This is a genomic window from Mycoplasmoides pneumoniae FH (genome assembly GCF_001272835.1).
Taxonomy (GTDB): Bacteria; Bacillota_I; Bacilli_A; order Mycoplasmatales; family Mycoplasmoidaceae; genus Mycoplasmoides; species Mycoplasmoides pneumoniae.
Genome location: NZ_CP010546.1, coordinates 494,584 through 520,101, shown reverse-complemented (window position 1 = coordinate 520,101; position 25,518 = coordinate 494,584). Strand labels below are relative to the sequence as shown.

At 42.1% G+C, this 25,518-nt stretch carries 21 protein-coding genes and 1 pseudogene; 15 read left to right on the top strand and 7 right to left on the bottom strand.

The genetic code is table 4. From position 1 onward, the window contains the following. The first annotated feature begins 120 nt into the window (after nt 1–120). From F539_RS02450 to pta, 6 genes are read left to right on the top strand one after another with little or no spacing between them, the layout of a single operon-like run. Nucleotides 121–933, top strand: a complete 813-nt coding sequence (locus F539_RS02450; RefSeq protein ID WP_014325530.1) for an ABC transporter ATP-binding protein — start codon at nt 121–123, stop codon at nt 931–933. Continuing rightward, nucleotides 915–1,976, top strand: coding sequence for an ATP-binding cassette domain-containing protein (locus tag F539_RS02445; protein WP_014574979.1), 1,062 nt, complete (start codon nt 915–917; stop codon nt 1,974–1,976). The genes F539_RS02450 and F539_RS02445 overlap by 19 nt, the downstream gene beginning before the upstream one ends. Continuing rightward, nucleotides 1,966–2,919 carry an energy-coupling factor transporter transmembrane component T family protein gene (locus tag F539_RS02440; RefSeq protein WP_010874787.1) on the top strand — a complete coding sequence of 318 codons (954 nt, stop codon included), beginning with the start codon at nt 1,966–1,968 and terminating at the stop codon, nt 2,917–2,919. The genes F539_RS02445 and F539_RS02440 overlap by 11 nt, the downstream gene beginning before the upstream one ends. A 30-nt stretch (nt 2,920–2,949) precedes the next feature. Next, the gene (gap, locus tag F539_RS02435; protein WP_010874786.1) at nt 2,950–3,963 is read left to right on the top strand and encodes a type I glyceraldehyde-3-phosphate dehydrogenase; all 1,014 of its coding nucleotides are present in this window, start codon (nt 2,950–2,952) and stop codon (nt 3,961–3,963) included. Nucleotides 3,964–3,965: 2 nt separating this feature from the next. Then, nucleotides 3,966–5,195 carry a phosphoglycerate kinase gene (locus F539_RS02430; protein WP_014574978.1) on the top strand — a complete coding sequence of 410 codons (1,230 nt, stop codon included), beginning with the start codon at nt 3,966–3,968 and terminating at the stop codon, nt 5,193–5,195. Nucleotides 5,196–5,232: 37 nt separating this feature from the next. Beyond that, nucleotides 5,233–6,195: a phosphate acetyltransferase gene (gene pta / locus F539_RS02425; protein WP_014574977.1), complete on the top strand. Its 963-nt coding sequence runs from the start codon at nt 5,233–5,235 to the stop codon at nt 6,193–6,195. 5 nt (nt 6,196–6,200) lie between these two features. On the opposite strand, the gene F539_RS02420 is transcribed toward pta, so the two are convergent. After that, nucleotides 6,201–7,073 carry a Cof-type HAD-IIB family hydrolase gene (locus F539_RS02420; protein ID WP_014325526.1) on the bottom strand — a complete coding sequence of 291 codons (873 nt, stop codon included), beginning with the start codon at nt 7,071–7,073 and terminating at the stop codon, nt 6,201–6,203. 184 nt (nt 7,074–7,257) lie between these two features. Between F539_RS02420 and F539_RS02415 the strand changes: the two genes are divergently transcribed. From F539_RS02415 to ruvX, 9 genes are all read left to right on the top strand, one after another. Beyond that, nucleotides 7,258–10,206: an AAA family ATPase gene (locus F539_RS02415; protein ID WP_014574976.1), complete on the top strand. Its 2,949-nt coding sequence runs from the start codon at nt 7,258–7,260 to the stop codon at nt 10,204–10,206. Between the two features lie 5 nt (nt 10,207–10,211). Further along, nucleotides 10,212–11,258: a signal recognition particle-docking protein FtsY gene (ftsY, locus tag F539_RS02410; RefSeq protein WP_010874781.1), complete on the top strand. Its 1,047-nt coding sequence runs from the start codon at nt 10,212–10,214 to the stop codon at nt 11,256–11,258. Then, nucleotides 11,239–11,547 (top strand): YlxM family DNA-binding protein, encoded by a 309-nt coding sequence (gene ylxM / locus F539_RS02405; RefSeq protein WP_010874780.1) that lies wholly within the window; start codon nt 11,239–11,241, stop codon nt 11,545–11,547. The genes ftsY and ylxM overlap by 20 nt, the downstream gene beginning before the upstream one ends. Further along, complete coding sequence (locus tag F539_RS02400; protein ID WP_010874779.1) at nt 11,547–11,936, top strand: MG296/MPN423 family protein; 390 nt, start codon at nt 11,547–11,549, stop codon at nt 11,934–11,936. The genes ylxM and F539_RS02400 overlap by 1 nt, the downstream gene beginning before the upstream one ends. Further along, nucleotides 11,937–13,049 (top strand): tRNA 2-thiouridine(34) synthase MnmA, encoded by a 1,113-nt coding sequence (mnmA, locus tag F539_RS02395; protein WP_010874778.1) that lies wholly within the window; start codon nt 11,937–11,939, stop codon nt 13,047–13,049. It abuts the gene before it with no gap. 130 nt (nt 13,050–13,179) lie between these two features. Next, nucleotides 13,180–14,607, top strand: coding sequence for an MFS transporter (locus F539_RS02390; protein ID WP_010874777.1), 1,428 nt, complete (start codon nt 13,180–13,182; stop codon nt 14,605–14,607). Further along, nucleotides 14,600–15,325, top strand: coding sequence for a glycerophosphoryl diester phosphodiesterase (gene glpQ, locus F539_RS02385; RefSeq protein ID WP_010874776.1), 726 nt, complete (start codon nt 14,600–14,602; stop codon nt 15,323–15,325). The genes F539_RS02390 and glpQ overlap by 8 nt, the downstream gene beginning before the upstream one ends. 51 nt (nt 15,326–15,376) lie before the next feature. Beyond that, entirely contained in the window at nt 15,377–18,079 is a 2,703-nt protein-coding gene (gene alaS, locus F539_RS02380) for an alanine--tRNA ligase (RefSeq protein WP_014574975.1), read from the top strand. Next, nucleotides 18,079–18,501 carry a Holliday junction resolvase RuvX gene (gene ruvX / locus F539_RS02375; RefSeq protein WP_014325523.1) on the top strand — a complete coding sequence of 141 codons (423 nt, stop codon included), beginning with the start codon at nt 18,079–18,081 and terminating at the stop codon, nt 18,499–18,501. Before alaS ends, ruvX begins: the two co-directional genes overlap by 1 nt. On the opposite strand, the gene F539_RS02370 is transcribed toward ruvX, so the two are convergent. The 6 genes and pseudogenes from F539_RS02370 to F539_RS02350 all read right to left on the bottom strand — a co-directional run. Further along, nucleotides 18,502–20,130, bottom strand: coding sequence for a PhnE/PtxC family ABC transporter permease (locus tag F539_RS02370; protein ID WP_010874773.1), 1,629 nt, complete (start codon nt 20,128–20,130; stop codon nt 18,502–18,504). Further along, nucleotides 20,123–20,857 carry an ATP-binding cassette domain-containing protein gene (locus F539_RS02365; RefSeq protein WP_014325522.1) on the bottom strand — a complete coding sequence of 245 codons (735 nt, stop codon included), beginning with the start codon at nt 20,855–20,857 and terminating at the stop codon, nt 20,123–20,125. The genes F539_RS02370 and F539_RS02365 overlap by 8 nt, the downstream gene beginning before the upstream one ends. Then, the gene (gene cypl / locus F539_RS02360) at nt 20,850–21,992 is read right to left on the bottom strand and encodes an ABC transporter thiamine pyrophosphate-binding lipoprotein p37/Cypl (RefSeq protein WP_014325521.1); all 1,143 of its coding nucleotides are present in this window, start codon (nt 21,990–21,992) and stop codon (nt 20,850–20,852) included. The genes F539_RS02365 and cypl overlap by 8 nt, the downstream gene beginning before the upstream one ends. Nucleotides 21,993–22,242: 250 nt before the next feature. Next, nucleotides 22,243–23,115 (bottom strand): MgpC family cytadherence protein, encoded by an 873-nt coding sequence (locus tag F539_RS04470; protein ID WP_225971136.1) that lies wholly within the window; start codon nt 23,113–23,115, stop codon nt 22,243–22,245. 719 nt (nt 23,116–23,834) lie between these two features. After that, nucleotides 23,835–24,224 carry an MPN413 family protein gene (locus F539_RS04465; RefSeq protein ID WP_232311431.1) on the bottom strand — a complete coding sequence of 130 codons (390 nt, stop codon included), beginning with the start codon at nt 24,222–24,224 and terminating at the stop codon, nt 23,835–23,837. A 121-nt stretch (nt 24,225–24,345) separates the two neighbouring features. Continuing rightward, a pseudogene (locus F539_RS02350) lies at nt 24,346–25,302 on the bottom strand (adhesin P1); the annotation flags it as partial. Nucleotides 25,303–25,518 lie beyond the last annotated feature (216 nt).

Sequence of the window (25,518 nt, the reverse complement as noted above, 5' to 3'; positions counted from 1 at the left end):
AACTGCTCTTTTTTTATGTCTTATTTGACCTGTAATAATGGTTTATAGACGTCTTTAAGCACTTTTTAAACCATTTTTTCAATTAGTCTTATTTTTAAAATTTAAAAATAAAAACTTAAATTGCTCAACGTTACCAACCTCAGTTTTACCTATCCGCGCCACAGTCAACCGGCCTTAGAAAAGCTCAATTTTAGCCTCAAACCCAACACCCATGTAGCCATTATTGGCCACAATGGTTCGGGTAAATCGACACTGGTCAAACTGTTAGGCGGATTTTTAAAAGCACCGAAACAAACAATCTTTTTTAGGGGTCAACCCTTGGAAGAAGTTGGTTTTCGCCAAATTGGTATCTTACTGCAAGATCCCGACATGCAACTGTTGGGTGATACGCTGCACCAAGAGCTCATTTTTAGCTTGGAAAACCACGGGGTGGATCCTAAACAAATGGACCGAGTGATTGCTGATGTTTTAGCGGTTGTAGAACTACAAGGTAAACAGTTCACACCGCTCAGTAAGCTGTCGTTTGGCGAAAAACAACGGGCCGTGTTTGCTTGTTTACTGGCGGTGAAACCCGAACTTTATTTACTAGATGAAGCCTTTAGTATGTTGGATGGTAAGCTAGCTAGCAAACTAAAGCGGTTCATTTTTAAGGTAATTAAAGAACAGCAAAAAACAGTTATTAATGTTACCCATGACTTTAATGACCTCTTCTTAGCGGATGAAATTATCTTTTTAAGTAAGGGACAGCTGTTAAAACAGTTTTCACCCGCTGCCATATACAAACAGCTCCACTTGTTCCACCAGCACCACTTTACCCTCCCGTTTCCATGACTTTTGGCCCATGAAGTAGCGGATCATCTCCACCACGAAATGAAGGGTCCAATTGAGGAGTTGCAAGACGTTGTTGATTGAATATGCAAACACCTCAAATAATTTGATCACTGATTGCACCACAGTACCGTGGTTTAGCCAATAAGGTTAACCGCAAACTGATTCAAAGCAGCATTAAACACTACTTTTGGTACTGCAAACAGTTTGATAAACTGGTGCACCCTTTTTATTATTTAACAGCTAAAAAACACACCCCGCTGTTTAACCAGCAGTTAGTTGATTTAGCGCAAAGTACGCTGTATTTTTACAACCTTAGTGTCTTTGTTGATAAAAGCAATGCTGGTCAAATTATTAAAAACGTTACCGGTAGTGTGGAACCTAACCAAATTACCGTTATTTTTGGTCCTAGTGGCAGTGGCAAAACGACCCTAATTAAACAGTTAGGTTTAGTTGAAAATCCGACCTGTGGTTTTTTGAACTGTGGTAACTTTTATTACTTTGCCAACCAAAAACATAACCGTGCCACAAAGCAGTTCCAAAACAGCATTGGCTATGTGTTACAAAAAGCCGAAGAACAGTTTTTCTGTGATTCCGTTTTAGAAGAGGTGTTAACGGGAGCGATTAACCTCGGTTTGTGTCAAAAGGGTGATGTCAACTTTGCCAAAAAGTACTTAGAGATGTGTGGTTTGGACCACATTCCCCTAATTAAAAACCCCTTGGAGTTGAGTGGCGGACAAAAGAAACGCTTGGCATTGGCGAGTGTATTAGCCATGCAAGTGCAATTTCTCATTTTGGACGAACCAACGGTCGGGTTAGACCAGGAGGGTAAAGCACTTAAAAGTGCTTTACTCAAACAATTAAAACAGGTCACGCGCATTATGATTGTCAGTCACGACGTTGATTTCATTTACGAAACCGCTGACAGTCTGATTCAATTAGAGGCTGGTCAAATTGTCGACCAAATGAGTGTTGCAGATTTCTTTAACAACATGCAGCTTTTACAACGGTACGAAATTACCCCACCACTTGTGGTGCAAACCATTCAGTTGTTACAAGCAAAGGGTGTGCAGTTAAACGATCCCTTAGCCATTAAAACCGTACACGATCTGATTGATCAACTCAAACCGCTCTTCCATGACCAGTAAAAACTTTTTAAGTCAGTTACCACCCGTTTTAAAGCTGTGGTGGTGAATTATTAGCCTTGTGGTGGCCTTTCTCCCGTTAGGGCTACACGGACTAATTATTATTAATGCGATCTTCTTTGCGCTTGTGATTGTAGTGGAGCGCAAACTCAAAACGTTTGCCATTATCTTTGGCTGACTGTTATTCTTCTTTTGGTTTAACATTGTCGTCAACGGCTTTATTTTCTTACCGAATTCGAGTGCATTGGCCAGTCAAAATGAAAATTTTTTAGGTCATTTTATTTATTCAGGCGGTGAACAGTTTGGTGGGGTGAGTTGGTGGAGTGTCAATACCCGCTCTTTACTACGTTCATTGGTAATAGCACTACGAATTAGCATGCTGTTTGCCACGTCCTTTCTCTTAACTGCGTCCACTTCGATTTATGAGTTAGCGTTTGGGGTCGAACGGTTGTGTACCCCTTTGCGCTACCTCAAAATTAAAACACAACCGTTAAGCATCTTATTTGCACTGGTGTTTAAACTGTTACCCATTGTTAAGGGTGAATTAAAACGGATTAAACAAGCGCAAGCAATCCGTGGTTTTAAGTACGGTAAGCTAGCCTTTTTAAATCCAGTCAAACTCAAAACGCTCTTTATTCCGGTGTTATTGTCAACGGTCAAAAAAACCGAGGCAGTCGCGTTTGCGCTACAAGCCAAGGGTTACCAGTTGGACAATCCTAATAAAACGCACTATCTCCAAAAGTACAACCTTTGGGGTGGGATAGTCTTTCTGGGGCTTTTTGTCTTACTTAGTTGCTTATTAATGGTGAACAACTGACACTTGGTGTACTGAACCAATCCGCACTACAGCTTTACCTTTACCCACCAAAACTTTTGCTTTTTTAAGCAAATTTCCAGTCCACAACTTTTAGCTTTTTGGCAACTAGAATTACTCGCCATAGGTTAAAGTAGTAAAATATAAACTAATTAGAGGATTATGCTAGCAAAGAGTAAGACTATCCGTGTTGCTATCAATGGATTTGGACGTATTGGACGCCTTGTTTTTCGTGCACTTTTAAGCCAAAAAAATATTGAGATCGTTGCCGTTAACGACCTCACCCATCCCGATACTTTAGCACACTTACTAAAGTACGACTCCGCTCACGGTGAGTTTAAGAAAAAGGTAGTAGCTAAGGACAACACCTTAATGATTGACAAAAAGAAGGTGTTAGTGTTTAGTGAAAAAGATCCTGCTAACCTGCCATGAGCAGAACACAATATTGATATTGTGGTTGAATCCACTGGTCGCTTTGTTAGTGAAGAAGGTGCTAGTTTGCACTTGCAAGCTGGTGCTAAACGCGTGATTATTTCCGCTCCAGCTAAACAAAAAACAATTAAAACCGTGGTTTACAACGTGAACCACAAGATTATTAACGCTGAGGACAAAATTATCTCAGCTGCTAGCTGTACCACCAATTGCTTAGCACCAATGGTACACGTCTTGGAAAAGAACTTCGGCATCTTACACGGTACCATGGTAACGGTACACGCTTACACCGCCGACCAACGTTTACAAGACGCACCCCACAGCGATCTTCGTCGTGCCCGTGCTGCTGCTTGCAACATTGTACCTACCACCACTGGAGCTGCCAAAGCAATTGGCCTAGTAGTGCCAGAAGCTACTGGTAAGCTCAACGGTATGGCCCTTCGTGTTCCCGTACTAACTGGTTCGATCGTTGAACTTTGTGTAGCCCTTGAAAAGGATGCTACCGTAGAACAAATTAACCAAGCAATGAAGAAGGCGGCTTCCGCTTCCTTTAGGTACTGTGAGGATGAAATTGTGTCCAGTGACATTGTCGGCTCGGAACACGGTTCCATCTTTGACTCCAAGCTAACCAACATTATTGAAGTGGATGGTAACAAGCTTTACAAGGTTTACGCATGGTATGACAACGAATCCTCTTACGTAAACCAGTTGGTACGGGTAGTTAACTATTGTGCCAAGCTTTAATCATGGTTGACTTTAAAACAGTCCAAGCGTTTGACTTTCAGGGTAAAACCGTAGTCTTACGTGCTGACCTCAATGTGCCGATGAAGGACGGGGTCATTACCGACAACGAACGCATACTAGCTAGCTTAGACACGATTAAGTACCTCTTGGGTCACAATTGCAAAATTGTGTTACTGTCCCATTTGTCACGAGTCAAATCGCTCGATGACAAAAAGGGTAAGAAGTCACTCCAACCAGTAGCTAGTGCTTTACAAAATTTATTAAAGGACACCAAGGTTCACTTTTGTCCGGAAAACACGGGTGACAAGGTCAAAGTCGCAGTCAATCAACTCCCATTAGGGGAAATTTTGGTGTTGGAAAACACGCGTTACTGTGATGTGAATGAGGCTGGTGAAGTGGTTAAACACGAAAGCAAGAATAACGCTGAGTTAGCACAGTTCTGAGCATCATTGGGTGACATCTTTGTCAATGACGCCTTTGGCACCGCCCACCGCCGTCACGCTTCCAACGCTGGCATTGCCAAGTACATCAAAAACTCCTGCATTGGTCTTTTAATGGAGCGGGAATTGATCAACCTCTACCGCTTAATTAATAACCCACCCAAACCGTTTGTGGTTGTGTTGGGTGGCGCTAAGGTTTCTGATAAGTTACAGGTAGTAAATAACCTGCTCAAGATTGCGGATCATATTTTAATAGGTGGGGGCATGATCAACACCTTCCTCAAAGCTCTGGGTAACGAAGTTGGCACTTCCTTAGTGGAGGAAGACTTAGTCCAAACCGCCAAGCAAATCCTTGACAGTGACAAGGACAAGAAAATTGTCTTGGGGGTAGACCAAATGCTTCATGCTAGCTTTAAGGATGAACCAGGCGTGGAGTGTGTTGTAGCCCCCCAATGACCAGCAGAACTTCAGGGCTTTATGTCCTTGGATGTGGGTAGCAAAACAGTGGCCCTGTTTAGCAGTTACCTCGCCAAGGCCAAAACAATCTTTTGGAATGGTCCCATGGGCGTATTTGAATTTAGCAACTATGCTCAGGGTACCTTAGCAATTGGTAAAGCGATTGCGCAAAACCAACAAGCCTTTAGTGTCATTGGCGGTGGTGATTCTGCAGCCGCTGCTAAACAACTCCAGATTGCTGATCAATTTAGTTTTATTTCCACTGGTGGTGGTGCATCTTTAGCACTAATAGGTGGGGAAGAGCTAGTGGGAATTAGCGATATTCAAAAAAAGTAAATTAAAGTAAAGAGTAAAACTAAGTAAGCAGGTTTTTATGAGTGTTATTGATCTTTTAAAACAACGTGTTCAAAGTGCTGGTAAAAAGCCAGTGATCATTTTCCCTGAAGGTTGATCGCCAACCGTAATGGAAGCAGTTAACCAGCTCCAGCAAGCGGGTATTTTAACCCCAGCGGTGATCTTCCGCACCCGCAGTGAAGTACCAGCTGGTTTTAACACCGCCATCAAGCACTATGTGATTGAGGAAATGGACTTGACAAAGTACGCTAACTTCGTTTATGAAAAGCGCAAGCACAAGGGCATGGAAATGCGTGAAGCACAAAAGTTTGTCCGTGATGCCAGTTCCCTAGCAGCCACTTTAGTAGCACTCAACGAAGTGGATGGGGAAGTGTGTGGTAAGGAATACGCTACGAAGGATACTCTCCGTCCTGCTTTACAACTGTTAGGTACTGGTAACTTTGTGTCGAGTGTGTTCATCATGGAAAAGAATGAGGAACGCTTGTACTTTACCGACTGTGCTTTTGCTGTTTACCCTTCACCCCAAGAATTAGCAGTTGTAGCGGAAAACACCTTTAAGTTTGCCCAAAGTATGGGGGAACCAGAACTCAAGATGGTCTTTTTGAGCTATTCAACACTGGGCAGTGGTAAAGGGGAAGCGGTGGACAAAGTAGTCAGTGCGACCCAAATCTTCTTGGAAAAACACCCCGAACTCAAAGCTAATGTTTGTGGTGAATTACAGTTTGACAGTGCTTTTGTGGAAAAGGTACGCAAACAAAAAGCCCCTAATTTGACTTGGAATGGATCAGCTAACATCTATGTGTTCCCGAACCTAGATGCTGGTAACATTGGATACAAGATTGCGCAACGTTTAGGTGGTTATGAAGCAATTGGTCCAATTGTTTTAGGTCTAGCACGTCCTTTTAACGACCTTTCCCGTGGTGCCAGTGTCAGTGATGTCTTTAACGTGGGCATTATTACCGCAGCGCAAACACTTAAATAAATAAGTTAATCGAACTTAAAGTAGTCGTTCAACGCTTGACCCACAAACAGTGAAGCTGGTAGGTCATAAACCCTTGTAGCTAGTTGTTTGAGGTTGTCGGGTGCGAGGTGATTAGTTACCTTAACTACACCATGTTGAAACATTGGCAAGTCATTGTAAGAGTCACCGAGGACCATAATCTGGTTATCGGTGATTTTTACTTGTTGTTTAATTAGGTTTATCGCATGACCCTTTGATACATTAAGCGGTACTAGTTCAAACGAGTGTGCTGAAGTAATGACCAAGCGTTCTTGGTTAGTAAAGTGTTGCGCAATCACCGCCTTTTGCTGGTGCACTTCCTTAAAAAACCAAATGGCTTTAACTAGATTGTATTCAGTTTTGAGCCCATCTATTTCCAGATACTGGTTTTGGACAAATTCGCCTTCATAAAAAGCAAAGTACTGTTTGAAGGCCTGTGAGTCAGGAGCGTGGATATGATAAAAGTACACCTGGTCGTTGAGGCCATACAGAATGCAGCCATACTCGTGGTTTAATTGGTTTAACGTTTGGTTAATGTGGTCAATTAAGTCAAAGTCACTTAAAGACAAGGTTTGCTTGTTGAGGTAGCTATTGCGCTTTAAATCCCACACTACCGCGCCGTTGTTGGCAATTAAGTAGGGACTGGCTTGTTCAATCCCCAACTCCTTGTAAATGTTGCGCACGTCACTCGGTTTGCGTCCAGTAGCTACAACAAAGTTGGCACCACTCTCCACTAACTGTGCCACTGCTCGCTTCGTAGTTGGTTCAATTAAGTGCTGGTTGTTTTGGTAACGCAGTAAAGTGCCATCTAAATCACAAAAAAACCAGCTTAACCCGGATGCTTTACTTGTCTTTGTCATACTTAATTAAGCTTAATTTTTTTAACTGAACCGCTCATGATAGTTAGATTGTAAGTAAGTATTACAAGTACTAGTTTGCCAAAGACAAGTGGTTGGTGCAACTAGTTGAGGGGCGCTAAACCTTTCCTTAAAGCCAACTAGTATAATCTAGTAATGCACTATTGCAAAATCTAACCTGATTTAAATGGTTTTTCTCAAACGGTTTCGTGCGTATGGTTTTAAGTCATATGCTGACGAAATAACAATTAATTTTACCCACTCAATGACCGGTATAGTCGGTCCTAATGGTTCTGGCAAGTCCAACGTTGTCGATGCTTTGAAGTGGGTCTTAGGGGAACGCAGCATGAAGCACTTGCGCAGTAAGTCCGGTGATGATATGATCTTCTTTGGTTCTAAGGACAAGCCCGCTAGTAAGCTAGCGGAAGTGGAACTGACCTTTGACAATTCCCAAAAACTACTGCACGATCCCCGACCAGAGATCTCGGTGATGCGCCGGATCTATCGTGGTAGTGGTCAGAGTGAGTACTATATTAACGGCGAGTTAGTAACGCTAAAAGAAATTAGTGGGATCTTTGCTGATATTGGTTTGGAAAAAGGCTCGTTGGGGATTATTTCCCAGGGCAGTGTGTCGTGATTTGTGGAAGCCAAACCAGAGGAGCGACGTAAGATCTTTGAGGACGCTTCGGGGATTGGGCGGTACACTAAGCGCAAAGAAGAGGTTACCAACCAATTAGCGCGTACCGTGCAAAATCTCAAACAGGTCAGCATTGTTTTAAATGAACTCAAAAAGGACTTAAAGAAGCTTACCATTCAAGCGGACAAGGCCCAGCGCTTTGTCAAACTTAAGGAAGAATTAAAGGAGCTGGAGCTGAGTGTCTTGGTCGCAGATTACCTCAAGTCCCAGGGTGAGTTAGACCGCTTTAACCACCAAATTGGTTACATCGAACAGGACTTTAAACTACACGAACCGCAGTTACAACTGCTAGAAGACCAGCTCAACATCTTTAACCAGCGCTTTCGTGATGCTGATGAACAGTCCATCAAACTACAACAAGAACTGCAAGCGGTCTACCAAACGATTAACGAGTTGGAACAACGCAAGGCCGTGATTGATGTGCAGCTCAAAAACGAGTTGTCCAAAAAGGACGAAAAGCACAAAATCCAGGCGTTAAAAAAGTTAATCCGGGTAGACCAAGCGCAACTAGAAAGCTTACAAGCGCAAGTACTCAAAACAACCAGTGAAATTACCCTGTTAACCAATGAGTTGAGCACCGTCCAAACTGAGTTGGACACCACAAAGTTGAATCTTAACCAAAACAGTGCGGCGTTAGTCTACCAACAAGCGCAGCAAGAGTTTTTAAAAGCGCAAAACGAGGAGTGGGTCAAAACGAATCCGGCCCATGTTTTGGTCAAAAATGTCAAGGCCCTCACCGGTCTCTTAAACACGCTCAACACTTTTTTAAAGTTTGAAAAGCAGTACGAAAAGGCCTTGTTAAAGGCGTTGGGTAAATCAATTGGTTATCTGGTTGTTAACAACAACTTGGCGGCTTTAAAGGCAATTGATTTTTTGTTAACTAACCAGATTGGTCAAGTTACCTTTTTACCAATTGACGACATTGCCTTTGATACTAAGATAGTTCCCGAGCACATGGAAATTTTGCAACAACTCGATGGCTTTTTGGGTGTTGGTAGTGACCATGTGAGTTGTGATGAAAGGTTACAACCAATTGTTAATGCTTTATTGGGTCAAGTAATTATTGCCAGTGACCTTCAAGCCGCTTTAAAACTGTCCAGTTATACCTATAAGCTGTACCGCGTTGTCACCCTCAACGGGGAAACGGTGTACGCTGGAGGGATTATCCAGGGTGGTTATGTCAAGGACAACTTAAGCTTGTATAACCTCCAGGAAAAGTTAGCTTCTAGTGAAGCTAACATTACCCAACTAGAACATAACGAAAAGCAACTACGTACCAATCTCACTAGCTTAGAGACTAAACTCAACGAGCTCAACAAAAAGTTAAAGTACGAAGAAATCCTACTGGAAAAGTTTAACGAACGTGTTAACCACACCAATAAGGCAATTTTGAGCTATAAGATTGAGTATGAGCAGCTCACCAACGAAAGCTTTGACGGAACCCCGCACAGCTTTGATGAAACCAGATTGGTTGAATCATTAAACCGTGCTTGGGCTGAACGTGACGAACTCAATTCACAGTTAAAGCTCAACCAGGAATTGAAAGAAACACTGGCCAAATCGATTAAACTAGCCGAAGCCAAAACCGCTGACCTCCGTGCCCTTTTAGATGAACAACGCTCCCAGTTAGTGTTGGCACGCGAAGGCAAAATCCGCTTTGAAAACACAATCCACAACATTACCGACAAGATTAACGGTGGGTATAAACTAACGATGGAGTTTGCGATCGCTAACTATAACAAACCAATTAAGCTCTCCACCATGCAAGCGCAAAACAAGATTGCCAGGATGCAGAGCCAACTCGATGAAATGGGTCCAATTAACCTGGAGTCGATTGCTGAAATTGCTGATAAGCAAAAGCGCTTTGATGACATTAACGGTGAGTATGAATCACTGCAAACGGCGATTAAGGATTTGCAAACCGCGATTGGTGAAATTGATGAATTGGCCTGCAAGGAATTTGACGAGCTCATCCAAAAAGTTAATGCAGAACTACCTAAAACCTTTAACTACCTCTTTGGCGGTGGTTCGTGTCAAATTCGCTACACGGATACTGATAACGTCTTGTTGTCAGGCATAGAAGTGTTTGCTAATCCGCCTGGCAAAAATGTCGCTAACTTAATGTTGTTATCGGGTGGGGAGAAAACACTCGTGGCCTTGTCGGTCCTCTTTAGTATTTTGAGAGTTAGTGCCTTTCCTCTAGTAATTTTAGATGAAGCGGAGAGTGCCTTAGATCCGGCGAACGTGGAGCGCTTTGCTAACATTATTGGCAATTCCAGTAACAACACCCAGTTCTTAATTATTACCCACCGTCAGGGCACGATGATGAAGTGTGACATGTTACTGGGAGCGGCAATGCAGACCAAGGGAGTGACCAAGACGTTTGCCGTTTCTTTGGAAAAAGCAGAGCAGTACATTAGTAAAGATAAGCAGAACTAATTGTTATGAGTTTTATCCACAAGCTAATCCAGAAGTTTAAACCGAAAAAGAAACTGGTCGACCAAGTGCAACAAGCTGTCCAGGAAAAGAGCTTCTTTCAAGCCAACCAAAAGAGCTATTACCAGGGTTTAAACAAGTCGGCTAACAGCTTTGCCAATACCATTAATAAACTAGCAGCTAACTATGTAACGGTTAACGAACAGTTTCAAGAAAGTTTGTTTGAGGAGTTAGTGTTGCTTGATATTGGTTACCATGCGGCTACTAAAATCTGTGATGCGATTGTCCAAGAACTCAAACTACAACGAGTGAGTGATCCTCAGTTAATCCAGGAAATTATTGTCGATAAGTTAATTGTTTACTATATCCAAGATAAGTTGTTTGAAACTGATTTAACGGTTGAAGCTAATAAAACCAACGTGTATTTGTTTGTCGGGGTTAATGGTGTTGGCAAAACAACTTCATTAGCCAAACTAGCTGACCAGCTTACCAAGCAAAACAAACGGGTGTTAATGGTCGCTGGGGATACCTTTCGCGCTGGGGCAGTGGCCCAGTTAGCAGAATGAGCGCAGCGCATAGGTTGTGACATTGTTTTACCCAATCCCAAAGAGGAAACGCCAGCGGTGATCTTCCGTGGGGTGCAACAAGGCATTCAAAACGAATACGACTTTGTGTTGTGTGACACCTCGGGACGGTTGCAAAACAAAACCAACTTAATGAATGAGTTGAAAAAGATTTACCAAATTGTCCAGAAGGTGAGTAGCGCTAAACCCCAAGAAACACTGCTCGTTTTAGATGGTACTACCGGACAATCGGGGTTAGCACAGGCCAAGGTCTTTAATGAATTTACCGAGCTTACCGGGATTATCCTTACCAAAATGGACAGCTCCTCTAAGGGTGGGATTATCCTAGCGATTAAAGACCTGTTTAACTTACCGGTAAAACTGATTGGTTTTGGAGAAACAACTGCTGATTTAGCGGCCTTTGATTTAGAGCAATATGTACTGGGTCTTACCAAGAATTTAAGCCTCAACCATGAACCAAACCAAACTTAACCAGCGTTTAAAGCAACAGCAACTATTTGATATTTACGGGGAACTTTTAACCAAACGGCAAGCGTGTTACTTTAACGAGTACATTAACCTGGATTTGAGCATGCAAGAGATTGCTGATAAATACCAAGTTAAGAAAAGTTCAATCCACCAACACATCAAAACCTGCAACCTGATCTTTAACCGTTTTGAAGCGAAATTGCAGTTGTTTAAAAAGCAACAGCTCCGTTTAAAGTTGTACGAAAAAATAACAGATCCCCAATTACGCGAGCAACTTATTAAACTAAGGTAATGAAACCACAACTTTTAGCCTTGAAGCAGTTTGTGCAAACTGAGTTTGAAAAAGTTGATTTTGAGACCTTTCGCCAAAACTTTAATCGTTGTTTGGAACGCGAACAGAGTACCCTGTTAATTTATGAAGATGATGATTATGATGATCAGTCCTTCTTTTTAAAACCGATGCTCAGTGACGCCTTTTTTATTAGTAGTGAAGTGGTCAAACAACTGGATTTGTTAGCTGTTTTAGTGGACAATCCTAAAGGTGATGTCAAAAGTTGTTGTCAGAGCTTTTATGAAGCGTTAACCTTATTTATTTCAGCGCTGGCCATAACTAAGGGTGTTGATGTCGGGCGTTACCACCAGCAGTTGGGTAAGCGCTTTGGTGTTTTAACAGTTTACTAGATGCAAAATAAAACCGTTTTTGTCGGAATATCAGGTGGAGTGGACTCAGCTGTGAGTGCGCTCCTTTTAAAGCAACAGTACCGCGAAGTGATTGGCATTTTTATGGAGTGCTGGGACAATACACTAAATAACGACCAGTTAGGTCACCGCGCCTTTAACGAGCATAAGTCGGGTTGTTCGTCCAAAGAAGATTTTCGCGAAGCGCAAGCAATTGCCCAATTACTAGGAATCAAACTAATTAAGCAAAACCTGGTGGAACCGTACTGAAAGCAGGTATTTCTCCCTACCATTGATGCCTTTAAAAACGGGTTAACCCCTAACCCCGACATGTTGTGTAACCGTTTAATTAAATTTGGGCTAATGCGTGATTACTGCAAGCAGTTAGATCCCAACAGTGACTTTGCTACAGGGCATTATGCGGCACTTAGCTGGGACAACAACCAACCTTTACTGGCCATTCCCAAAGACAAGCACAAGGACCAAACCTATTTTTTAGCGCATGTCAAACCAGCGCAACTACAAGACGTGGTGTTTCCCTTGGCGCATTTACTGAAAACGGAGGTGCGGCAAATAGCGTTAGCACACCACTTTAGTGTGGCTACTAAAAAGGACTCAACCGGCATTTGCTTTATTGGGGAACGCCACTTTAGTGACTTCTTAAAGAATTATTTACCAGTCAAACCGGGGGTTATTTATGATTGAAAAACGCAGCGCCAACTAGGCAGTCATGAAGGGGTGTGATTTTACACCACTGGGCAGCGCAGTGGCTTAAATTTAGGTGGGCAAGCAGCACGGAACTTTGTCGTTGAAAAGGACTTAAAAACAAACACCTTGTATGTCTCGAGTGACCCAGAAGATTTACAGCGTCGTGGCATTACCCTTTCCCACTTTAACTGGTTGTACCAACCCAATCCATTGACCCAAACCGTTCTGGTACGGATTCGCCATGCCCAACCGTTAGTGCAAGGGCACATAACAGTACAACCAAACAACGTCGTGCAAGTACAACTAGATCAACCAATTGACCGCGTTACCAACGGTCAGTATGGTGTTTTGTATACCCAGAATGGCATTTGTTTGGGGAGTGGTATCATTACCGCTAGCCAAATCTAAATACGGTTTTCCTCTCACTTTTTGCAATAAATGTATGCCAAAAACGTTTTTCTAATTTATTTTTTGGCAAGCTAACCGGATTAACCCCATAATTACCACTAAAATAATGGCGTAATTTCGTTGTGTCACAATGGAAACGAAACTTAGTTTAAAGAAACGGTTGCAGCAGTTTTCCAAAAAGCAGCTCATAGCACTAATTATTCTCGGTGCGGCTGATGTTTTTGTAATTGCGGCCCCGTACTATATTAAGAATGTGGTGCCTAACTTGCACCTGTATTTAGGGATTACTGAAGATGAAGTGGCCACCTTAACCTCGATTATTGGTTATGTGACCTTAGCCACGCAGTTACCTGGTGGTTTTTTAGCGAACCGGTTTAGTTCGCGGAAACTATTGTTCTTGTCAGAAATTTCAACGGGTGTAATTACCTTTTGGCTAGCTACTAACATTCTTACTCGTGAAAGCCAAAAATCCAATGCCTTGTTTGTACAGTACTGTGTTATTTGGGGGCTTTGGGGTATTACTTCGACCTTAATCTTTTGAACACCACTGTGAAAGTTAGCGAGTCAACAAGCAACCCAGGAAAACCAAGCATTGGGTTTTGGTATTCAGGGCGCTGCTAATGGTGTTTGGGGTTTTATTTTTATTTTCTTAATTGCCTTGATTATTACAGCAGTAGCTTACCCAGCCGGTGGTGAAAGTAGTGCTAATAATCCCGCACCGTTTGCCATTTATGCCTTTATTATTGGTGGCATGTTGCTCGTTACTGGGTTTACCGTGCTGTTCTTTGTACCAGAAAAACCAATTGAAAAGTACGACAGTCATACCAGTTTAAAAACTGCCAAAAAGAACTTTGAACAGATTCTCATTACCTTAAAGAACTGGAAGTTGTGACTCTTGTCCTTCTTTTTAATGGGAATGTATGTCTTTCAAAGTACGTTTGCTTATTATCTTTTACAAATGATGCAAAACGCCTTTTTGGCACCAGTGATCTTAGGGACTGTACTGGGTGGTGTAAGGACGTATGTTTTGCGCAGTGCTGTAAGTGTGTACTTGGGCAGGTTAGCTGATAAGTTTAGGAGCTACATCCTCTTTTTAATGTTGTGTACAGGACTTGGCATTATCTTTGTCTTGATGTTTATTCTCTTAGGTTTTGGGCAAGTGGGCCAACAGCAAAACTATGCCTTGATTATCGTATCGGCGATCCTCTACATTCTCACCGGGGTGTTGTCTTGGGGTATGGTAACCGTTAGGTACAACCAGGTAGCGGAAATAGAGATTGGTAAAAACAACTATGCTTCTAGTGTTGGTTTACTTTCCTTTATTGGTTTTTCGACTGATGGTTGGCTCTACACGGTTACAAGTGTCGTGGGTAAGGCTTATACCCCAGACGGTCAGAAGAATACCTCGATTCAGGGTTACCAAATTATTGCAGCTATTTGTCTAGGAATAGCCCTGTTTGGTTTATTGTGTGGTACGATTGTCTTTTTGGTTAATACTTGAGAGTTAAAGCGCTTGGGTAAAACCGATTACCGCTGGAGAACCTTAGACAATGCTTAAACGACAACTTCTGCTAGCACACCGTGGGTACAGTGATATTGCGCCTGAAAACACCCAGCTAGCGTTTGAATTAGCGTTCCAATATCGCTTTGATGGCGTGGAGTTAGATGTGCACTTGACCAAGGACGGGGAGTTAGTGATTATCCATGATGAAACTACCACCAGAACAGCGCTAGTCGACAAAACAATCGAACTGGAAACACTCGCTAGTTTAAAGCAAGATGATCACAGTGCTTTCTTTAAGTTCAAAACGCAACCCCAGCCGATTATGACCTTAAAGGAGTTCTTTGATCAGTACTTAGATAAATTTCAACTAATTAACGTGGAAATTAAAACTGACCAAAAGGAATACCCGGGAATTGAAGCTAAAATTGATGCTTTGGCCCAACAGTATGGCAAAAAAGTAATTGAAAAGGTAGTGTTCTCCTCGTTTAACTTTGCTTCCTTACAGCGCTTGTATGACATTAACCCCAACTACCAAATAGCCTTTTTGTTTTGAACGAAAAAGCAGTTCCAAGCAGTTGATGCACTCAAAATTAAGCAAGTGTGTCAGTATCTCCATCCCTGAACAAACATTTACGAAAAGTTCCCGGACATGGTGTTGAGCTTGCAGTTACCTTTAGGGCTGTGAACGCTTAACAGTGAGGTTAAATTCCACCAGTTCCGTCAAGATCGAATGGTGTATGCACAAATTGCCAACAAGAAGTTTGAAGTGTAAGCTTGTTGCGTGGTCATCCTTGGTTTAAGGCAAACATTTACAATTAAACCAATGAAATGAACAACTGATAAGGTTAGACAAACCTGATTAGATTACTTTACTGCCAAGGGCCACTTAGCACTCCCTTCCAAATCGTTAATTCCCGTAAATGATCCTTCACTGCTGTGGATTAACTCCGGGGTAGCGACCTTAAAGGACTACTTTAGTGCTAAGAAAACACCACCGAGTAAACGGTTAGCCAACGCCCAGATTTGTCTACGGGTTAATGACATTGAAAACGTCGGTTTTACATCGCGACACCAAACGCTGTTTGAGATGTTGGGTAACTTCTCGATTGGTGATTACTTTAAGGAAGAGGCCATTGGCTTTGCCAATGATCTTTTAGTCAATCATTACCACTTGGATCCGAAGCGCTTTTACATTACAGTGTACCAAGATGATGAATTGACCTTTAACACCTGACTTAAACACGGTATTCCTGCAAGTCGGATTATTAAGTGTGACCGCGACCGCAACTTCTGGGACTTAGGTTTAGGACCATGTGGACCGTGTACGGAAATTTACTATGACCGCGGGGAGCGGTTTGATCCGCACAAGGTTGGTGAAAAACTGTTCTTTGAGGACATTGAAAACGACCGTTATGTGGAAGTGTGGAACATTGTCTTTAGTCAGTTTAACAATGATGGCAATGGTAACTACAGTGAGTTAGCGCAGAAGAACATCGATACTGGGGCCGGTATTGAACGCCTAGTAGCAATCTTACAGGACGCGCCGACTAACTTTGACACGGATATCTTCTTAAAGTTAATTGGCATTATTGAACAGCACTGTAAGCATAAGTATGATACCAACTTATACTTTAAGTTTGACCAAAAGTTAAACGAAGCGCAAAGTGCCTTTCGCATTATTAGTGACCACTTTAAGGCAATTACCTTCACCATTGCCGAAGGCGTATTGCCAGGACCCAACGAGCGCAGTTACATTGTGCGCCGGTTACTGCGCCGCGCTTTGTTGGCCTGCAAAAAACTGGACTTAGACTTAAAGTTTATTGATCCGATGGTCGATGCCATTATTAGCGTTTATGGGTCTTACTACCAGCAGTTGCAGGGGAAAAACCAGGTGGTGCAACAAGCAATCTGAAAGGAAGTTACGGCCTTTGATAAAACAATTAACTTGGGCTTAATGCTGTTTGAAAAGAGTATTGCTCATAATGCACTCAAACCCCAAGTAGCCTTCCAGTTGTACGAAACCTATGGCTTTCCGATTGAAATGATTAAGGAACTGGTGGATAAGCGCCAACTCCAGGTAGACTGAAAGGCCGTGGAACAACTGATGGAACAGCACCGTTTGATCTCCAAACAAAACAGTAATACGTTGAGCTTTGAAAAGCAAAATGAACACTTAGTGAACTTTAAAACAGCGAGTGAGTTCTTATACGAGGCTAATGAGATCACCGCCAAGGTCATTGGGCTGTTTGATGAACAGTACCAACCGGTGCAAAAACTGCACAACCAAAGTGGTTATGTGGTGTTTGACCAAACGGTGCTGTATGCCACATCAGGCGGTCAGCGTTATGATGAGGGGTACTGTATTAACCACAGCCAAAATGATCAAAGAGTAAGCTTTCAGGGCGTGTTTAAAGGCCCTAATAAACAACACTTCCACTTCTTTTTAACTGGTAGTTTTCAACTAGGTGACAAAGTGATCCTAGTACATGACGGTAAGTGGCGCCAACTAGTGAAAAACAACCACAGTTTAGAACACTTACTGCACGCGGCATTGCAAAAGGAAATTGACCCCTTGATTAAACAAGACGGCGCCTTTAAGTCAGCGCAAAAAGCTACCATTGACTTTAATTTTTCGCGAGCCTTAACCTGAGCCGAACTGGAACGGGTGGAACACAGGATTCGACAAATTATTCAACAAGACATTCAGCGCGAAGAGATCTTTACTGATCTAGAGGGTAGTCAAAAACTTAATGCGATTGCCTACTTTGAAGAGGAGTATTCGAACCACGAGTTGTTACGGGTAATTCGCTTTGGTGATTTTAGTGTCGAGCTTTGTGGTGGTACCCATGTGGAACACACTGGTTTAATTGAGAACTGTTTTATTACTGATTACTATGCTCGTGGCACAGGGCGTTGACGGATTGAAATCATTAGTAGTAACGAAACAATTGCAGCTTACCTCAATGAGCAGAATGGCAAGTTAAGTGAAACCATTAACAGTTTACACAATACACTAAACAACATTGCTAACCCCGCTTTGAACAAGCAAAAAACTGCTTTAACTAAGCAACTAAATCACTTTCACTTGCCGCAAGTAATTACTGATTTACGTAAATGCCAAGCTTTACTAAATGAACTCAAAATAACGGTTAATGAACTGAAAACGGAAGACTTTAAGTGGAAGCAAAAGCAGTTAGCGGAAAAGATCAAACAGGAATTGTTAGAGCTAGCAAAGCAAGACAAAGCTTATGTTCTCGCTAGCTTTGCAGCAGTTGATCCGAAACTGTTATCACAAGTAGCCCAAGCAGTCTTGAACCAACACAAAAACAAGCTGTTTGTACTCCTCAACCAATTCAACAACAGTCCGTCCTTTATGTTATTAGGGCAAGATGTTTCTAAATGTATTCAGCTTTTAAAAGCTCACTTTGAACTTAAGGGTGGGGGTAGTAATAACTTCTTTAGGGGTTCGTTTAACGAGTCGGTGGATGTAAGTAAACTACAAGCTATCCTCGATACCCTTCAATAGTGCAGTACATTTTAGGCATTGATTTTGGTTTGAAGAGAATTGGTACAGCACTAGCCAATACCATTGACCGCTTTCCAAGTCCCTTCCGCGTGTTTGCGGTACAAAATAATTTGCAACAAGCCGTTAATACCCTTTTTAAGGATTTAAAGCAAGCTGGTTATGAATTAGTGCAAATAGTGATTGGCTTTCCCCACTTCCACTACCAGTCAAGTATCCAAGTGAGCATTCACAAGTTTGTGGAACTAATAAAAACCCGCTTTAATGTACCAGTAACACTCATTGATGAAAGTGGTACTACGAGTGAGGTAAAAGCTAACTTGCAGGAATTAGGCTTAAAAAACAGAACCTTTAAAAAGGCCAAGGACACCTTAGCGGCTACCTTAATCTTAGAGCGTTTCTTAAACCAACAAAAACCCAATTAACTACCACAGATGGCGCTGTCACACTTTGAGTTTGTTTAACCGTACTGCCATTAAAATGACTTCAAACACCATTAAGTAAACCATTAAGGGTAAGGTTATTGTGCCCAATTCAGAGTACTGTGCTCGCTCAAAGAAATTGTTAATTCGCCCCCCAATAATCGAACCACCAAAGATCCCAAACACAACTAAGTCGCGGATGGCATTATCAAAGCTATCACTTAACGTATTTAACAGTTGGGGCTTAGTGGTTGGTATGAGGTAATTTCACAAGATGTAAAACCTACTAAAGCCGTGGTTCTGCATGTTGTTAATTACCCCTTCGTTGGCATTATCAAAGTTAATCGTTATCAGTTGACCATAACTAGCAGCACTGTGGATTGCTAAAACAAAGATAATGGTAGTTTCTGGGCGAAAAATAATTGGATCAAATAAGCGGAACAGTAAGACACTGGGAATTACCCTAATCACTAAAAGTAACAGTTTTAAGCTAATTGAGGTTATAGTGGAAAACAGCTTTGATGCTAAAAAGCCAAACAAGAGTGCTAACACAAACACTAAGGTAATTAAACTAATCGCTTGAGTTGTGAGTTTTAACAACATTAAAAGTGGGTTAATGTTAGCGTCTTCACTAATTAAAAAAGCTGTTTTTGTTTGAAAGAACTGTTTAAAAAAGTCAGCCACAAACCCTGGCGCTTTAACCGTATAGTCCAACTGTACTAAATTAGCCAAGGTAAAAGCCGCTAAAACCAAAGCTAGGATGTAAATCATCACTTTTTTTCACTTTCTCTTTTGCAGTGTTTTAGCTTGTAAAAAGTAATCACCGGCTTGGCTCTGTTTTTGTAAAACAAACTTAGTTAACAGAAAAACACTCGCTTCTAAAAACAGTAAAAAGCCGATCAAAGTTAACATCGGTATTAAAACTAAGTTAAGCTGCACTGTGCCCCCTAGAGGTGTGGCAATGAGCTCACCAATTCCAGTAATGCCAGCAATACTCAAAACTGTTGTTCAGCGAAAGTTAGCTTCCAAGCTGTAGAGCAAAAACAACCATAAGCGCTCAGCTTGGGAAATAACAACGGTATTCCAAAAAGCTTTGAATTTATGTATATATCTAGAGCTTTGGTTAAAAAATTGTTTTAAAGCACTGTTTTCAAAAAAAGCAGTTATGTACTTAGTGCTTCACAATCAACTAAACCAGGTAATCGTTAAGGTTGCTGTTAGTTGTTTGTTAAACAAATTGTTAAACAAAAAAGCAAACACAAGTACTGGAAAGGAACGCAGAAAAATGGTGAATAAGCGAGTTGGTAAAGCGATGTAAAGTGGCTGGATTTTAAAGGCAGTGAGGTACGAAAACCACAGGGCTATGACAAATCCCAAAATACTACCACTCACGACATAAAAAATGGTTTGCAGTAGGTAAGAGCCCAAAAAGTAATCACGTGCTGTGTCAGGGGTGAATAACCGGATAAAATTACGACTAAAATTCCTAAAACCAGATACGTTAAAACCGGAAAAGTTATCGATAAAGCTGTAGATAATAACAACTAAAACAATAATCGCTAAAGCTAACTTTCAATACCAATTTCAACGCTTTTGCTTATCTGATATTTGATAGAAAAACAAGCTAGTCATGATAAATTTGCATTAACTTTTGTTTGGTAAGCTTATTTGTAGCTTGATCTAAAACTAATGCCTTATTTTTTAGAGCAATAATACGGTCACTGTATTTGAGCGCAAACTCAACATCATGGGTCACAAAGATTAAGGTCATTGCTTTTTGGCGCGCAAATTGGGTAATTAGTTCCATGATTTTGTGCGCATTGATTAAATCAAGTCCAGTAGTGGGCTCATCAACTAATAAAACTTGGGAATTGGCAAAGAACAATTTAGCTACTTCCACACGTTGTTTTTGACCACCTGACAAGTCCTTAATAATGTAAGTGACATATTCCTTTAGGTTAACCTCTTCAAGGATTTGGATAATTTGTTCTCTTAGCGATTGAGGTTCCACTAAAAATAACCGTTGTCACCATTTCAGGTTATTTTTCGCTTCCCTTCAAATGGCGTCATAAACGAAGTCAGTGTCGATTAAATTAGGTACTTGATCTAAAAAACTGAACTGTTTTTTTAATTGTTTGTAATCCTTGTTATTAGAAGCAATACCATTGAAATAAATGGTTCCCTTCGAAATTGTTTTGGTGTTAGTAATGCAGTTTAAAAGACTAGTTTTACCAACACCAGATTTACCCAACAAGCAAATGTGTTCACCAGGTGAAATTGTAAAGTTAATGTTTTCTAAAAGTGGTGCTCCGTTATATTTAAGGGAAACTTGATCAAAAACTAAGACTGGATTAACCATATGTTTTATGAATTACATCCAAGATTTCTTTGTTAGGGTCCGTAATCAAATTGTAACCGTTGTAACCATATGAAGGGCCATAAATATCTTGTTTTGTTTTAGCTAGTTCCACAAAAACTTCAGCAATTGCTTTTTGATAGCGATCACTTAAAGTATCACTTACAATGCCAATGTCATACAGCATTGGATCAGTATAGGTTAAGATTTCGACTTTATTATTTTTATTATTGCTTTTTTCTGAATCACCTTTGCCATTATTTTCTGTTGGTGTATAAAAGTGATTAGTTGCATTCTTGTCGTTGTGAGTTCAAGCAAAGGAATTAGCATCATCAAAGACAATTTTGATTTTATTGTCTCTACCTATTTCTCGACCTCTAACATTAGCAAACTTATCAGGGTTTTGGTTAATTGCATTTTGCAAACCGGGGTAACTAGAGCCAAAGTGCTTTCTTAATAAAAGATCAGGTAGTTGGAACTTTCCAGCTGAACCACTTGAGCCATGACCGATGCCATAATTCATGAAATCACTTCATTTCTTTTGATCTCAAGCTTCTTTAATTTTTTTAATTTCTTCCTCACTACCTGTGATTAAAATCATGCCTCTGTAGAAATTGATTAGTTTGTTTGTTTCATACAAAAAGTTATAGCGGCTACCGGTTCATTGTTGTGCGGTATCTTCTCAATCTTTATATGGCGTTTTTGAAAATAAAGTGGTCATTTTTTCTGCTTTAGATTTCAACTGACCGTCACTGTAATAATCTAAATTGGTGTCTTCCTTAAATGCATCAGTTTGAGTTTGAAGAATAAGATTAAATCCTTCTATTCCGTTATCTTTAATACTTTGAGAATTAACGAAAGCAAAGTCAGCTTTAGCAGTTTGAATGTTGCTAATTTTGGTAAAAGAGTCATCAATAATGTTGAAGCTAACGGTAACCTTTTTATCTAGTTTTTTACTTAAATTATTAGAGTAAAGTTCAAAGAACTTACTAATAGAAGCATCAGCGTCGTGATCGAGTGAAATGTTGAAGATGAGGTGATTACTTTCACGTCTTGCACAGCTAACAAAAATGGTTGCGGGAATGATAAGCGGTAAAAATTTCAAGAAACCCTGGAGCAGTTTTTTTCTTTTTAACACTACTAGCGAATTAAACTTAATTCAATTATGAAATTGCTGCTTTTCTTATTTTTTGAGCTTAATAAATGCTGAATTTTCTATATGCAAAAAACGATAAAAAGCTTTTTTAATTTTGCTTTGAAAAATGGTCTGTAATCAAAGCGAAATCACTTTAAAAATTGTTGCTTTTTTGAATTTTTCACAATAAACAAGAAATTTATTTCTTGAATCCTTTTTATTTCAAATTTGTTTTAAAAGAACTTTTTAAATGCTAATTATTCCCGCTGCTCCGCTCTTCTTCTGTTACCCGCTTCGGGGAAATTGGCACTGTAGTAATACGGCACGGGGAGGTAGTGCGAGGCGGTTTGGTTCACTTGACTTTGGTGTTTGAATTATCATCGGAGGTCGACTGGGCATTTTCGCGCGCGGACTTCAGTTCACTTTCGTTTACAATCCCATACACAAGCAGTTGATCGGTGCGCGATGGCAAGCGCGCCTCGTCCAACTTAAAGTTAAAGTTAAGGCCCAACGCATCAAACACGGTCACCCCATCATCCCCATAACTGTTGAGTGGACTGGCATTAATTAAGGACGCAATTTTGGCGGAAGCCTTACTATCATCCTTAACGGGATACTTGGTCTGCACTTCTTCGTTATTCTGACTCCCCCCTTTCATCCCACTCACCGGGGTCACATAGGCAAAGGTGTCGAGCAGGGTAAACAAGTCGTTAATCGGGCCGTTCAGTCCGGCCGTGTTTTCCACCAGGTTGTTGTACCCCCCAGCACTGTCCAACCCGGCCGTGGTCGACCAGGCGAGCGCTTGGTCTTTGGTGGAAGCGTTCGAATCAGTCGTCATATCATACCCCACCGCGCCCGCTTTGAAGGCCGCAAAGACGAGGTGGTCTTGGACAACGTCAAGGCCAGTGATGAGGTAGGCGGGTTGGGTGAGGTCTTGGGCCTTCAAATTCGAATTTTTGGAATCCGAATTGGAGTCATCTTTAAACCCCAACTGGTTTTCAACGAAGCTTTTTTGAACTTCAGTGCCGAAGTTCAAATGTGTCTTCGCTCATCAAGTCGCACTCCCGGACGTGGTTCGCTCATCCACGACCCAATACCACAAACTCGGTACCGCGTTTGAACCCATCACAACGATCTGGCCATTTAAGTAAGCGAGTTGGGACGTGGAGGTATGATAGAGCTGTGTTATTACATTCGGCAAATCTTCATTTGTAGAAGACGATTGCCGGGTCGCTGCTTGGACTGAAACACCACCACCAGCACGGGTAGCGATTCCAGTACTTGGTTTACCAGGTCACGTTTCCAAAGATGGCACTATCACACCCATCTGGTGCAAGGCCTGGGCGGTGTTTAAATATTTTTGGAATTTGTTGTCGGTTGTGCCTTGGCCTTGAAAACCAGAAGAGTCACTTTTTTGGACAGCAACAGTAGTGGAGCGCTGGGCAAGCGATACCAATCCACTGTTATGACCTGATTGCTGACTGTCTGTGACTGCAGCCATTTGACTCCCGGTTGAGCTCACCAACGGGGCATCTCCTTTGGCCTCACTCGCCCCGGAAGTGGTTCACCCATCTTTATCCTTCCCCTTGCCATCCTTCGTCGAATCCAGGGGTTCATACACCGGTCAAGCTTCATTTAACTTCCGGTACGCGCGGCCATTGTCGAGCTTAAAGCCGGTGACGGCCTTGAGGGCGGGGTTGTTGGTGAGGTTTTTTTGGGAGGCTTGTTGGTTTCATTGAGTGGTTTGTTCCAACCCATGCACCTTGTCCTGAGCAACCCCATTCACCCGGGCTAACCCCGCATTGGGCGTGTAAGGGGTCACGGGTTGTTCGACGAGGAGGTCTTTTAAGGTGGTGTAGAGGGAGCCCTTACCATTGGAACCTTGATCGTCGGAACCCTGACTTTCCTGCTTAACGTAGGGCAACGCCAACTTAATCTTCCGTTCAAACACCCACGTGGCCTTCGGGGCGGCTTTAAAGATGAGGATGTAGCTGGCGAAGTCTTCTTGGGTGGAATTAGATGAAGTTCCTGATTGATCGCCAGCTTGCTGTAAGGCTTGTTGGGACTTGGTGGTATCAAAACTAAGGGCATTTTGGTCTTGGCCATTACTCTCAGTGCCTTGTTGGCTCGAACTATCTTGAAACTTCACCCTGACCAACGCTGAACGGACCAGCGCCACCAACTTGGTATCCTCCACCCGCTTTCAGTCCACGAGTTCGTATGAGGGGTGTAAATTGGCCGCCTTCACTACATCCAGCCCCCCATTGAGCGGTGTCGTAAAGGGCGTGTAGGGGGTGTACTAATATAACCTATAGACCTATTTATTAATTTTGTTAGTTAATTAAGACAAACAAATCCCAAACACCAAAAGCGCTTGCTCGAACCAGGTGAGGTTGCCAATGTTGGCGAAGTACGCTTCAAACGGGAGGGCGATCGGGGCCGACTTGTCGGAGTCAGCTTCCTTTTGAAAGCCCTGCTTGGTGTTTTCGGAGTTATCCACATCAAACCCGGTCTTTTCGTTATCCGCGACCGTCTGCCCGCCATCAAACCACTCGGGGTGGCGGCGCGGGTTGAAGAACCCGGTGGTTTGGAGCAAAACATCGCGCGCCTTTCAGTCCCACAAACCGTGGTGGTTTCACTTGGGCGTTCTTCAACTGGGCGGATAGTTCGCGGTCATCACCTTGGGATCCAAGTGATCAACGCGATCAATGGCGGTACGGTTGCGCGCATAAGGCGCATCGTACAGGATCAGGATCGAGGCGGCGAATTTGGCGGGGTCGTTGTGAATTTGCTCAGTCGTTAACCACGGGGTTCAGGGTCCCGGATTACTTGGGGTGGATCCTTGAGTACCTGATTGACCAGATTCCGAACTGGAGGTGGTACCAAAATCGTCCGCCTTGAGTTGGACTTGCTGGTTGTTATTGGAGCCCCGTTTAATCGGGGCGTTGGCGAGGTTGTTGGTTTCAAGTTCGATCTGACCATTGTCCTCCGAGTCCGATTTCTTTTTCATCGCCACCTGCAACACCTTGACTTTGTTTTCATTTGACGAACCCCTACGTTGGGTGGTGGTGGAAGTACCTTGGGTGGATCCACCCGCTTGACTTCCCGCCTCCCCACTTAAATATTCCGAGGACTTCTGGTCGTCTTTTTGGGCATCCTTCACCTTCAAGCCAAACATTGCCCCGGTGGTTGAAGTATTTTGACCATTCTCGGTTCGCTGCTGTGGTAAGCCCAACCCCCGCTGCAACTGCTCATAGTACACCACGCTGCGAGGCACGAGTAAAACGGCAAACCGATAAGGATCGGTGGGGTTAAAACTTTAATCTTTTTGGCGGTTTTTAAAAACCAACTCAATTTATTTAGTGGGAGCAGAAAAACGAAAATTTTGTGTTGAAAGCCTGATTTTCTGTTCCCACACTTATTTGATTAATGTGTTCATTTTTTATGTCTTAATTTACTTATGTTAACGTAATGGCTTTCAGCACATTTGATTTATTTGTTTTAAAAAGACTAAAGGTCATATATTTTT